General features: G+C 32.1%; 13 protein-coding genes. 3 read left to right on the forward strand and 10 right to left on the reverse strand.

All coding sequences use genetic code 11. The annotated features are described in order from the left end of the window. The 4 genes from AADI82_RS09175 to AADI82_RS09190 form a co-directional block, all read right to left on the reverse strand. On the reverse strand, positions 1–578 hold a 578-nt coding region (locus AADI82_RS09175; RefSeq protein WP_341216146.1), incomplete at its 3' end, for an NUDIX domain-containing protein. After that, on the reverse strand, positions 565–2,529 hold the full coding sequence (locus tag AADI82_RS09180) for an AAA family ATPase (RefSeq protein WP_341216147.1): 1,965 nt from the start codon (positions 2,527–2,529) through the stop codon (positions 565–567). The genes AADI82_RS09180 and AADI82_RS09175, both read right to left, overlap by 14 nt. A 60-nt stretch (positions 2,530–2,589) precedes the next feature. After that, positions 2,590–3,654, reverse strand: a complete 1,065-nt coding sequence (locus AADI82_RS09185; protein ID WP_341216148.1) for a hypothetical protein — start codon at positions 3,652–3,654, stop codon at positions 2,590–2,592. Between the two features lie 186 nt (positions 3,655–3,840). Then, positions 3,841–5,187 carry a microtubule-binding protein gene (locus tag AADI82_RS09190; RefSeq protein WP_341216149.1) on the reverse strand — a complete coding sequence of 449 codons (1,347 nt, stop codon included), beginning with the start codon at positions 5,185–5,187 and terminating at the stop codon, positions 3,841–3,843. Between the two features lie 290 nt (positions 5,188–5,477). On the opposite strand from AADI82_RS09190, the gene AADI82_RS09195 reads away from it, so the two are divergent. Both AADI82_RS09195 and AADI82_RS09200 read left to right on the forward strand, forming a co-directional pair. Then, positions 5,478–5,717 carry a hypothetical protein gene (locus AADI82_RS09195; protein WP_341216150.1) on the forward strand — a complete coding sequence of 80 codons (240 nt, stop codon included), beginning with the start codon at positions 5,478–5,480 and terminating at the stop codon, positions 5,715–5,717. A 14-nt stretch (positions 5,718–5,731) separates the two neighbouring features. Continuing rightward, complete coding sequence (locus AADI82_RS09200) at positions 5,732–5,905, forward strand: hypothetical protein (protein ID WP_341216151.1); 174 nt, start codon at positions 5,732–5,734, stop codon at positions 5,903–5,905. Between the two features lie 6 nt (positions 5,906–5,911). Here AADI82_RS09200 and ettA read toward each other — a convergent pair whose 3' ends face one another. The 4 genes from ettA to AADI82_RS09220 all read right to left on the reverse strand — a co-directional run bounded on the left by ettA (position 5,912) and on the right by AADI82_RS09220 (position 8,840). After that, positions 5,912–7,603: an energy-dependent translational throttle protein EttA gene (gene ettA, locus AADI82_RS09205; RefSeq protein WP_341216152.1), complete on the reverse strand. Its 1,692-nt coding sequence runs from the start codon at positions 7,601–7,603 to the stop codon at positions 5,912–5,914. 27 nt (positions 7,604–7,630) lie between these two features. Beyond that, complete coding sequence (locus AADI82_RS09210) at positions 7,631–7,813, reverse strand: CAL67264 family membrane protein (RefSeq protein WP_341216153.1); 183 nt, start codon at positions 7,811–7,813, stop codon at positions 7,631–7,633. 209 nt (positions 7,814–8,022) lie between these two features. Further along, complete coding sequence (locus AADI82_RS09215) at positions 8,023–8,307, reverse strand: GNAT family N-acetyltransferase (RefSeq protein WP_341216154.1); 285 nt, start codon at positions 8,305–8,307, stop codon at positions 8,023–8,025. Positions 8,308–8,309: 2 nt separating this feature from the next. Further along, positions 8,310–8,840 carry an NAD(P)H-dependent oxidoreductase gene (locus tag AADI82_RS09220; RefSeq protein WP_341216155.1) on the reverse strand — a complete coding sequence of 177 codons (531 nt, stop codon included), beginning with the start codon at positions 8,838–8,840 and terminating at the stop codon, positions 8,310–8,312. A gap of 145 nt (positions 8,841–8,985) precedes the next feature. Between AADI82_RS09220 and AADI82_RS09225 the strand changes: the two genes are divergently transcribed. Then, positions 8,986–10,614, forward strand: coding sequence for a carboxyl transferase domain-containing protein (locus AADI82_RS09225; protein ID WP_341216156.1), 1,629 nt, complete (start codon positions 8,986–8,988; stop codon positions 10,612–10,614). Here the strand turns inward: AADI82_RS09225 and AADI82_RS09230 are convergent. Both AADI82_RS09230 and AADI82_RS09235 read right to left on the reverse strand, forming a co-directional pair. Next, positions 10,611–12,056 (reverse strand): tagaturonate reductase, encoded by a 1,446-nt coding sequence (locus tag AADI82_RS09230; RefSeq protein ID WP_341216157.1) that lies wholly within the window; start codon positions 12,054–12,056, stop codon positions 10,611–10,613. The genes AADI82_RS09225 and AADI82_RS09230 overlap by 4 nt on opposite strands. Before the next feature lie 623 nt (positions 12,057–12,679). Then, positions 12,680–13,154: DUF2135 domain-containing protein (locus AADI82_RS09235; protein ID WP_341216158.1), on the reverse strand; the 475-nt coding region annotated here is incomplete at its 5' end.

The following is a 13,154-nucleotide window of genomic DNA, read 5'->3' on the forward strand; positions in this document are numbered from 1 at the left end:
TCATTAATCTTTAAATACTGCAACAACATAATCGTTCTAGCATCAATAATTTCATTGGAATCAATCATACCTAATGCTTCCTTAAAAGAAACTTCTAAAACTTCAATTTCCTCTCCTTCAACCTCTAATCCGCCACCATTATCAATTCTATCGGAATCTCGATACTCACCTATAAAAAGATGCACTTGCTCTCTAACAATTCCTGGTGATAAAAATACGGTACTAATAAATTTTAAGTTTGAAACATGATACCCTAACTCTTCTTGAGCTTCTCGTATCACGCAGGTTTCAGGTGATTCTCCTTCATCAACTGAACCGCCACATACCTCGATAGAATATCCTTCTGAAACTCCAGCAACATAAACCGGTATTCTAAACTGTTTAGATAAAACAACGTTTTGTGTTTCTGGATTATACAATAATATAGCTACGCCATCACTTTTGCCATATGCTTCGTGCGATAAGCGTTTCCAACTGCCTTTTTTAAATTTAAAATCGAAATCTACACGTTCTAATTTACCCCAAAATTGAGATAGTATGGTTGATGTTATGTTTTTTATTCTTTTATCTTTTTCCATCAAATTGCTCTCTAGCCTCAGTTTCTATATTCAATTGATTAACTCTGGTATCAACTTTTCGTTTAAAATCGGTATCTGCAATTGTAGCAACATTGTCTAAATACCTAACTACTTCTTGTTTTCTTATTTCTGAAAAATCTAACCCTTTCATATTTGCTTTCATTAACTCTTGCAGCATACCAAATTTAGTGTCGTAATCTTTTTTGAAATAAATATCTGGGTTTTCAAACCAATCGTCTTCCAAATCAAAATCGGTTAATCGCAATGAAATAGCCGATTGAATATTCCTAACATCACGCGATGAAAAGAATGGAAATATCTGTTGGATTTCTTTATACAAACTAGCATAAAACATATGTTCGTTAGCATCATGTATTTTATCAACCTTTTCAAAAGTTTCTAAAACACGCTCTTCTGTTGGCTTTTCAATAGCATTTAAAATATCACCCATGCTTTTAGCTAAACCTTGGTCTTCTAAATATTTGTACCCTTGCGGATTTTGCATATTCACAAAATCAGGCATGGTTTTATCAAATTTTTTCCACCAAATATAATCCTGATCTAAAAAGTCGTGTTCGGTTCGTGCGCCATCAATTTTAAAACGTCCTTGCACACGAGAAATCACCGCTTTATCAAGCATTTCTGGAAGATTGGTAAATAATCCGATAGAACTATTACCATAATTAACCGCATAAGCACCTTCTGTATATCTTAAAAAAACACCAATGACCTCTTTTACACCAGCCGAAACACCTTGTGCAGTTCGCTCTTGTAAATTGTTTTCGGCATCATCAATAGGTGCAAAAATAAGCTTTGATGGGTCTTGCAATGGCTTCATCCACTCTACCATTTTTTCAGCAGAACCACCTTGAAATGTGCTAATCAACGTATCTGGCATGGGGTGAAACAAAAACGGAATATCGAGATTATCACAATGTTCTTTAAGTCGAGTAGCAATAGCTGCAATCAACATAGATTTTCCTGTTCCAGGAATACCATAACCCATAAACACTGGCATAAAACCACCTAATTCTTGAAACGGATTCTTTTTGGCAACAAAATCATAACTCAACATGCGCTCGGTTAATCGTCGTGCAAAATGTTTTGCATCTCGATTACCTACAATTTGCTCAAATTGAATTTTATTAAACTCAATACTTTTAGCTGTACCCGAAAACACATTATTCCAACCAGAAACAGCAAATTCAGATTTTTCAAGTTTATACGTTCTGTCCTCAATCGTTTCGGTGTATTCTAAAGTACTTTTACGCAATTGAATTTCATCAATCAGTGCCTCAAAGTAAACCACCGTAAAATCAATAACGTCTTTATCTGACTTTACAATTTCAGGATGCCCTAAATACTTATCAAAATAAAACAAACTACACGAAATACCTTTTAATGGCGACATTAAAGACACCTCAGGAATTCCTGCAAATTTCTGTTTCACAACACTTAAATCATCTGAAGCATGTGGTTTTAAATCGTGTAATATTTTATACGCTGTTGCAAATAGCATAAACGCCGTTGCAGTATGCATTTTGCTTTCAAATTCACGTTTACCGTTATTATCTAAAGCCGATTTGTTTTCATTTAAACTCGATAAGCCTGAAGCATCGTAATAACTATCTTTAATCCAAATACCTAAAGTGATCCCTTCTTGCACTGCATAAAGTGTCTGATTCAAATAAATAGGAATGGCTACAGAATCTGGTAACAATCTTTTTTTTAATGCTAATATGGTTTTAGAAACCGATGTTATTTCGGCAGTATTTGTTCCATTATTAGCACGCGATAAATACAATAGTATAGATTCGTCTTTTCCATCTTTATCTCTGTTTTTGGCTCTTGAACTTTGTTCCCATTGAATACTTTTTAGGTAAGATGCTGCTTCGTCGCGAAGCATATCAAGTTCATTTAGTTTTATTGGAAATGTTGAGTTGTGTTCCATATTTTTAGTCTACAGTTTTCAGTCCCAATGTGCAGTACTGAATACTGCGACTGCGACTGTTTACTTTTTTAAATCAATTTTTAATTCTGAAATTTGAATCGGTGCTTTTTCAAGTGTATTCATAATCTCTGGTGTTTTATTATATAATAATTGAATGATTCTATGTGGAGCAAAAACGTATTTCTTCTTAAATACATCGTCCCATTTTTGTAAAATTTGCTTACTAAAAAAACCACCATCTTTAAATTCACTACTAGAACTCACCTCATCTAATTTCAATGAAATAGCGTAAGACTCTAATGGGATTTCCTTTTTAGAAATAGCTTGTAAAATGGCGTGTGTAATATCATTTTCATCTTTTGCGAATACGTTATGAATAGGTCCCAAATCAATTCGCTTTATAAGCTTTGGTAATACCTTTGGCAATTTTCTATCAATAGTGTATGCCATAGTATCTAAATTCATATCTCTATCTGCAACCGTTTTTAAAACCTCATAAATCTCATTTTTATAATCATTTATTCGGTTGCCATCATAATTAAAATACATAAAACAGATAAAGGGTCGGTTATGCGACACATCATAAAAACTCCAACTTATTAGTAAATCTCCAGCCGAATTTTCTGGAGCAGTCACAATTTTTCCTTGAACAAAACGATTAAAAATATATTCCTTTTTTACCGACGAATAATAGACTATTGATGCTGCTTGAAATAACTTACTCTTTTTTATAGACTCTTTTTTACGCATCAACGTATCTAAAAACTCTTCTCTTAAATCACTAATTGGTGTTAACTTGCCCAAATACTCGTCACGCAACTCTAAGTCATTAAACAAATACCTGAACTCCAAATAGTTTGGAAACCCAGAATGTGTCAAATCCACCTTCATATTATCCTCATCATCATACATATATTTAATACGCATGGCTTCAACAGAATACAATAACAAATCGCAATATTGCTTAAACAATTGCACCTCCACATCGTTACAAATCTTTTGACGCTGTACCGCAACAATTAATTCTTTAAAAGCAAAATCGACCATTCTATGGTAAAAAACATAGTGCTCTTTAGAATCTAAAACAGCAGAATCTAATGGTGTAACGATGTGGTTTATGGACATTTATTAAGTCTTCTGTTGGCAGTATTCAGTATGCAGTTCAGCCACGAATACACTAATTTTTAAGTTAAACTTGTTGTTAGCAAAAAAGCTTGCGTTAAGGATTGAGGCATTTGTTGGAGCTCCTCGTAGAGAGCGACTGCCGAAAGCCTGACCCCGATTTTTTATCGGGGTAACGCCATTATTATTTTAAGACAACAAATCGTCATCATTAGTTTTTGGTTTCGGACTCGGTTTATCACCTTCTCCATCACCGTCAGCTGGTTTGTTAGCATCGGCTTTATAATAATCTTCAAAAATTTCTTTCATATCGATACCGTAACGCTCTGCAAAATTCTTTTGAATATCACTATCCTTAGCACGAATTTCTTGTAAAGCCTCGGCATAACTGCTGTAAACACCTTGCATTACTTTTTCGTGTACTGGAATGTTATCCATCATATCTTGACGTGCTTTGGCGCTTGCTGTATGCATAGATGCCAAAGTTTCACCAATATGCTCATCAGTTTTAACACCTAAATGCTCTAAAATAGCTGCAAACTCTTGGTCTGTTCTGGCTTTTAAAGCCACCACATAACCATCGTAATATTTAAGGCGTTCCTCTGTATCAGATTTTAATTTGGCACGATGTGTTTGCAAGTTACTACGTAACGAGGTTAATACTTTAATGGTTAAATTATGCTTGTGTACAAAGCTATCTTTACTAGCAGCAAGCGTTGTGTAAGCGTTTTTAAGACCTTCAAGTTCTTCAACTTTTTGCTCTAAAGCTGTCATTTTACCAATGGCATCAGAATATTCTGGAGATTGTTTATCGGCAATATCTTCTAGTTCTTGCCTAGCTTGCTTTAGTAATGCATATTGTTCTTCCAACTTAGCTTCAACTTCTTTCTTTTTCTCTAAAGCTTTCGTATGGTTTTTGGAAGCTTCAACAATGGCATCTTTTAGCTTTTCTTCAACTTCTTTTATCTCTATTTCTCTGTTTTTTAAACGGGAAACTGCGGCTTGACTTTTATAAGATAATTCGCTTAAAAGTGTTTGAACATCGGCACTTTCAATACGTTCTTGAAACATGGCTTTTGCTTTATTATCAGCACCAGCACGTACTTTTTCAGCAACTTTAAATTCTTCCTCCTCTTTTTTAATTTTGCTTTTGCGTCCCCAAAGATTATTCCACCATGTATCTGGTTTGTTTTTAGCATCTTCTAATTCAATTCGCGCACGCTCTAACCCTTTTTGAGCATCGTCTATTACTTTTTGCTCGGTAGCATTTAATGACGAGAATTTTTCAAAAATAATGCCTACTTCATCTTGATAATCAGTTAAATCTTTAATTGCATCTAAAAGTGTAGTTCTATCTTTTTCTGCCATGTGTACCACATCATCTAAGGTGGCATTCAATATTCTTTGTCGAACCTCTGGATCATCTTCTTGAGACAATTTAGATTTCATAGTATCAATGGCTTTTCCCCAATTAACATCTACTTTTTCGGTTTTTTCGTTTGACGAGGTTTCTAATAAATCAAAATCATCTGACATAGTATATTTTGGTGTTTAAGGTTGAACAATTTTACGGACAAGCAATTTCGTTAAAAAATATCAATTTTAAAATTTATACTGCTTAAATTATTGGTGTGAAAAACTAATAAAATGTTACATTAATTATAATAATTTACTTTAAAATTACTTTTAACGAGAATAGAATGTATAACTGGGTTTATAGATAGGGGTTAAACATCTTAAATATAAAGAGGTACAGTTATTATTAATAATAGTTAACAAAAAAATAGTATATTTGAATAGCTATTAACCCAAATAAAGCACTGACTATGCTTCTAAACTACAAATCTCTCACGTTACCATGTATTCTGTTAATCAACCAAATTGATGTTGTAACCGTATTAATTATTGTTGTTGTTATCTTTTCTTTTTTATTGATACTTGGTGTTAGGAAATCTTATCTACTAAAAAAAGAAAATGAACGATTAAATAGTATGAATACTACTATTGAGGATGAAAATGAAAAACCCTATAAAGATTTTACTGACGGGCATATGTATGGTAAATAATTAAAAAAAAAGCTATGGCAATTTTAGTATTATCATTTATTGTAACTTATTTTATTGAATTGTTATACCGTAGAATTATATTGGATATTCAAATGAAAATTGAAATTAAAAAATTTGATGCTAACAATGAAGCATTATCTAACTTGGATTTAATTGGATATAAGTTAGGGCATACTCATATTTATTAGCAATAATTATCTAATTAATTTCTTATACTTAATTCGTTTAGGCATCAAATCACCACCAAGACGTTTCTTTTTATTTTCCTCATAATCTGAAAAACTACCTTCAAAGAAATATACTTGACTATCTCCCTCAAACGCTAAAATATGTGTACAAACTCTATCTAAAAACCAACGGTCGTGACTAATTACAACAGCACAACCTGCAAAGTTTTCCAAACCTTCTTCTAGAGCTCTTAAAGTATTGACATCAAGATCATTAGTTGGCTCATCTAAAAGCAAAACATTACCTTCTTCTTTAAGTGTCATAGCTAAATGCAAACGGTTACGTTCTCCTCCAGAAAGCAATTTTACTGCTTTATTTTGTTCACTTCCTGAAAAGTTAAAACGACTTAAATAGGCTCGAGAATTTACTTGCTTTCCTCCCATCATAACTAATTCTTGCTCATCGCTAAAGTTTTGCCATATCGTTTTTTCTGGGTCTATATTTGAATGCTTCTGATCTACATAGGCCAATTTTGCAGTATCTCCTACTTTAAACTCGCCTTTGTCTGGAGTTTCTTCTCCCATAATCATTCTAAAAATAGTAGTCTTACCAGCTCCGTTTGGACCAATAACACCAACAATTCCAGCTTGTGGTAAATTGAAGTTTAAATCTTCATAAAGCAATTTATCATCATAACCTTTACTAACTCCAACTGCTTCAATAACATTAGTCCCTAATCTTGGTCCATTTGGAATATAGATTTCAAGCTTTTCATCCAATTGTTTTTGGTCTTGACTCATGAGCTTATCGTAATTCTTCAAACGTGCTTTTTGCTTGGTTTGACGACCTTTAGCACCTTGACGCACCCATTCTAACTCGCGTTCTAATGTTTTTTGTCGTTTAGAAGCTACTTTTCCTTCTTGTGCCATTCGCTTAGATTTTTGATCTAACCAAGATGAATAATTCCCTTTCCATGGGATACCTTCACCTCTATCGAGTTCGAGAATCCATCCAGCAACATTATCTAAAAAATACCTATCGTGCGTTACAGCAATTACGGTACCTTTATATTGAGCTAAATGGTGTTCTAACCAATGTACAGATTCGGCATCTAAATGGTTGGTAGGCTCATCCAATAATAGTACATCTGGTTCTTGTAAAAGTAAACGGCATAATGCTACGCGACGACGTTCTCCTCCAGATAAAACAGAGATTTTTTTATCGCCATCTGGTGTACGTAAAGCATCCATAGCAATTTCTAGCTTGGTATCTAATTCCCAAGCATTTGTAGCATCAATTTGATCTTGAAGTTCCGCTTGGCGGTTCATCAATTTCTCCATTTTATCTGCATCAGAGTACACTTCCTCTAAACCAAATTGGTCATTAATTTTATTATATTCATCAAGTATAGCAACAGTTTCTGCAGCACCTTCACGTACAATTTCCATAACAGTTTTATTGTCGTCAAGCTTTGGTTCTTGCTCTAAATAACCAATCGAGTAATCTTGAGAAAATACCACATCGCCTTGATAATTTTTATCTACACCTGCAATAATTTTTAGTAAAGTTGATTTACCCGAACCGTTTAAACCAAGAATCCCAATTTTTGCTCCGTAAAAAAAGCTTAAATATATATTTTTTAAAACGGGTGTATTTGCACTAGGAAACGTCTTGGTTACACCTGTCATTGAGAAAATTATTTTCTTATCGTCGCTCATTTTTGTTTGTTGTAATTATTAAGTTGATTATACTCTGCCTTTTAAAGCGTTAAATACCCATGCAATAGCGAAAAAGCCAACACCTACTGCTGCAAACCCCCAGCCTGCAACATCATCATATCTAAAAGCGCCTAATCCTATTAAGCATAAACCTACAAATATCATAATCCAAGTAGCCCAAGCTAATACTGTATTTTTATTCATTGCCATAATTGTTTTTTTGATGGTTAGTCTAAAAGCAAATATCGTTTTTTTTACTTAAAAAAAGCATTTTGATACATGGTAATCCTGTTTGCAGTAAACAGAATATTGATTAATGCTTTAACTCTATTGTTTTTAAAATTTGAGTTAATGTCTTTAAATATCTCCCATTTATAATCTTAAAATTATAGTTAGTAATGCTTTATAAGCATTTTGAATTAAGAAAGCACATCTTTATAGTCATCATGTTTCTTTTTAAATACAGCAGCAGCGAAAGGGCATAAAGGAATAACTTTAATGTTATTAATTCTCGAAAAATCTACTGCCGCTTTTACTAATTTATAGCCAACACTTTGTCCTCTTAGTTTATCGCCTACCTCTGTGTGGTCTATTATAATCTTATCTTTTCCTGCATAAGTATATATCATTTTAGCTTCTAGGATCCCATCAATTTCAATATAGAATTTCCCTTTTTTTCCGTCATCAAACTGTTTTATATCCATAGCTATAATGAATTTTGAAACGTTTGAACATTATTCTTTAATTCTGAGTTCAATTCTTTATTAACTATCGTACCATCTAAAAAATTATCATTAAATGATGGTAATGAAAAGATTTTAATAATGTTAGCATCATGCCTAGGAAAACGATCTTTTGCTATTTCTAAAACTGACGTACCACCTCTTGCTCCAGGCGATGTCGCCATTAATAACATAGGTTTATTGCTCCAAAGCTTTCCGTCAATTCTCGACATCCAATCAAATATATTTTTGAATACTGTAGAATATGCGCCGTTATGTTCGGCAAGCGATAAAATAATGCCATCAGATTCTTTTATCAATTTTAAAAATTGATGTGCAAGCTTTGGAATCCCTTTTTCATTTTCTAAATCAACTCCAAAAAGCGGTAATTCGAAATCATTCAAATCTAAAATGGTCGTATTAACATCTTCAACTAAACTTGCTGCATATACTGTTAACTGTTTGTTTATAGAGGTTTTACTGTTACTTCCTGCAAAGGCAATTATGTTTTTCATCTGTATTTTTTATTTATCCAAATATATAAATAACAAAGTTAAATTCTAAGGAATATCCTTCGATGTAATCCATTTAAAATTTAAAAAGATTGATGCTTTCTAAGGATAAATATCTTTTGTAGATTAGCATCAAACAAAATAATTCATGGATATTAACTTCAATAAAAACGAAGATTACAATAAGCTTTTACTTTCCGAATTAAACAAAAGGTTAGCAACAGTAAGTCTCGGTGGTGGAAAAATGCGTATTGAAAAACATAATGCGAAAGGTAAAATGACAGCGAGAGAACGTATCGATTACCTTTTAGATACTAAAGTAAAATCTATTGAAATTGCTGCTTTTGCTGGAGAAGATATGTATGCAGAACATGGTGGTTGCCCGTCTGGTGGTGTGGTTGTTAAAATGGGTTATGTAAAAGGCAAACAATGTATTGTTGTGGCAAATGATGCTACTGTAAAAGCGGGTGCTTGGTTTCCTATTACCGGAAAAAAGAATTTGAGAGCGCAGGAAATTGCTATTGAAAACAAATTGCCTATCATTTATTTAGTAGATTCTGCTGGTGTATATCTACCTATGCAAGACGAAATTTTTCCAGATAAAGAACATTTCGGACGTATTTTTAGAAACAATGCTATTATGAGCAGTATGGGTATTACCCAAATTGCAGCAGTTATGGGCAGTTGCGTTGCTGGTGGTGCGTATTTACCAATTATGAGTGACGAGGCTTTGATTGTTGATAAAACAGGGAGTATTTTTTTAGCTGGAAGCTATTTGGTTAAAGCGGCAATTGGTGAAACTATTGATAATGAAACTTTAGGTGGCGCAACAACACATTGTGAAATTTCTGGGGTTACCGATTATAAAGCCAAAGATGATTCTGATGCTTTAGATACCATAAAAAATATCATAGATAAAATTGGTGATTTTGATAAAGCGGGCTTTAACCGAAGTGAACCAAAAAAACCAAAAGAAAATCCAAAAGACATCTATGGCATTGTACCAAAATCGAGAGCAGATCAATATGATATGTATGAAATTATTAAACGATTGGTTGATAATTCGGAATACGATGAATATAAAGCTGGCTACGGACAAACCATTATAACTTGCTATGCTCGTATAGATGGTTGGGCAGTTGGTATTATTGCAAATCAACGCAAACTAGTTAAAACTAAAAAGGGTGAAATGCAGTTTGGTGGTGTTATTTATAACGATAGCGCAGATAAAGCCACACGATTTATAGCAAATTGTAATCAGAAAAAAATACCATTAGTATTTTTACAAGATGTTACTGGTTTTATGGTTGGAAGCAAATCTGAACACGGAGGCATTATAAAAGATGGTGCAAAAATGGTAAACGCAGTGAGTAATTCGGTAGTGCCGAAATTCACGATTATTATCGGAAATTCTTATGGTGCTGGAAATTATGCTATGTGCGGGAAAGCTTATGACCCAAGATTAATTGTGGCGTGGCCAAGTGCAGAACTTGCAGTTATGAGTGGGAATTCTGCAGCAAAGGTTTTACTCCAAATTGAAAAGGCATCACTAGAAAAAAAAGGTGAAAAATTCACGAAAGAAAAAGAGGATGCTTTATATAAAAAAATAAAAGACAGATATGACAACCAAGTGTCTCCTTATTATGCAGCTGCACGTATTTGGACTGATGGTATTATTGATCCACTTGACACCAGAAAATGGATTTCTATGGGGATAGAGGCTGCCAACCACGCCCCTATTGAGAAAAAGTTTAATTTAGGTGTTTTACAGGTTTAAGATAATGCAAAAGATTTTAAAGTAGCTTTCATGCCTTTATTAATTATCACCTCATAATAAAGTTTAACTTGATTATGAAATCCTTGATATTGGGTTAAATCTGTTTCCCAAAAATCAGTATTAGATAATACTGCTTGTGTAATAGTAAACGAATTATTTGATGATTCAAATAATTTTTTAAAAAAACACAAAACCTCTTCATCATCATTTAATAATATAGGTATGCCATTTCTATTTCCTTTATAAAAAACAATTAGTGCTGATAATGAAAACAAAAGATATTGTGGTAAACTATTTTTAATTGCTATATATTCTATAATTGAAGGCAATACCCTTGTTTTAAACTTTGAAATAGAATTTAATGAAATACTCATTAATTCGTGCTCTAGATAAGGATTTTCAAACCTATCAAAAACATCATTTGTATAATTGATAAGCTCTTCTTCTGGAAAGTTTAACGTACTAGCTATTTCATTTGCAACTAATTTTTTTAAAAAACCCTTTATTAAAGTATTTTTTAAACATTCTCTTACTGTATTTAAACCATACAAATACCCTAAAGGAACTAATGATGTATGCGCCCCATTAAGAATTCTTACTTTAATGGTTTTATACTTTTTAATATCCTCAGTAAAAATTACATTTAAACCAATTGTATTAGCTGGAAATTTTTTTTGAATATTGCTTGATGCTTCAATTACAAATAAATGGTAAAATTCGCTTTCTACTATTAATTGATCTTTATACCCCAATTCTTCTTGTATAGAATTAATTTTGTTTTTTGGATACCCAGAAACAATTCTGTCAACCAACGTATTGCAAAAAAAATTATGATTAATAACCCAAGAAATAAAGCTTGATTCTAGCTTCCATATTTTAGCATACTTTAAAACAATCTCTTTTAATTTTAAACCATTATTATCAATTAATTCGCACGGAAAAAAAATAAGTCCTTTATTTTTATCTCCATTAAATATTTTAAACCTGTGATAAAGAAAAGCTGTTACTTTACCAGGGAAACTAATTTGAGGTGTATCTGCTAATTTATCACCTGCATTAAAAACAATTCCAGCTTCTGTTGTATTAGATACTAAAAATTGAAGATTGGGATTTTCTGCTTGATTAAAATAATACTCAAAATTATCGTAAGGGTTTATTCCTTCATTTATGCAATCTATTATAGAGTGCTTATTTTTAACTTCACCATTTTTTACACCTTTTAAAAATAAGGTGTATAACCCTTCTTGATTATTTAGGATTTCTAACTTTCCCTTTCCCGGTCTAGCTTTTACAACTGTTATGCCAGCATTGAAATTGGTAGCTCTATTAAGTTCATAAACTATCCAATCTATAAAGGCACGCAAAAAATTCCCATCACCAAATTGTAAAATTCTAGTTGGATATTTTTTTGCAATAACAGTACTTCTATTTAATAATTTCATTTATCGTCTATAAAATTAACAGTCGTTTTTATTACAGCAAATTCTTTATGGTTAAAGCCATTTATTAAAGTTTGAAATCATTTCTCTATAAGATATTGTATTAGTAATAAAAAATTTTGTAGGGAATTAATCTAAAGTAGTATTTTTACTGCATATTAATATAAGTTCTTTTTGCATGAACTGCTGGATGATTATAAGTCAAACATGGCATTACCACTATTCATCTCCTACTTTTATTCCTTTTAAATTAACTCCAATTGTCTAAAACAACCGATGCTAATTCATGACCTAAAATTCTTGGGTAAGTAAAAAAAGTTGATTCCTAAATAAGCATGTAAATCGGCTCTACAAATTCCAACTTTGTTAATTCGCAGTAAGGCTTCATTTTCTTTCCTACTCGGAAATTCTTTTTCTTTTTACTTAAATTGTTCAGGCTTTTCTCAAACAATATATTTCATCAATGCCATTTATGGTTTCTAAATTATTATATCTAAAGCTTAATAACGGATTCTCCACTTATGAATAATCCTTCCTAAAAACAAATATAAACAAAGCTTGTTTAATACTTAAAACTAAATCATTAAAATAAGACACCTCTTATTTTTCAATAAATAGAAAGTAATCTAAACTTCTAATTTAGCTACAATTTGTTTATCTCTTGTTTTGGTTAATCTTATAATTTTAATGTCTTTTGTTTCATTTGGTTTGCCAAAGTTTTTAAACATGGTAACTTTCATAAACGTTGGGTTTTCTACTTTTTGGTATCTATCTCCAAAGTAATTCACTTTTATAAAGTATGTGCCTTTTTCTGCATTTTTCAAAGTAAACTCTTCTGGACCAAAACCCTGTGTCATATCTTGTGATAACTTGCCTCCTAGTTTAGTTTTTGGATGGCTGTAGTAACACTCTTCTAAATTAGGGTCGATAATATGCAAGTCGATATCTGTATCGTTATGATTCCAATCTATAACTATTCTTATATCAAATGATGCATCAATTTCATTTACACGTTTGAAATCTTCTTTTTTAATTTCAGCATTATTTTGAAGTAATTTGTTAATTTCATTCTTAGAGATTTGTTGTATGCCTACAAATTTT

The sequence above is a fragment of the uncultured Wocania sp. genome, from assembly GCF_964021735.1.
Taxonomy (GTDB): domain Bacteria; phylum Bacteroidota; class Bacteroidia; order Flavobacteriales; family Flavobacteriaceae; genus Wocania_A.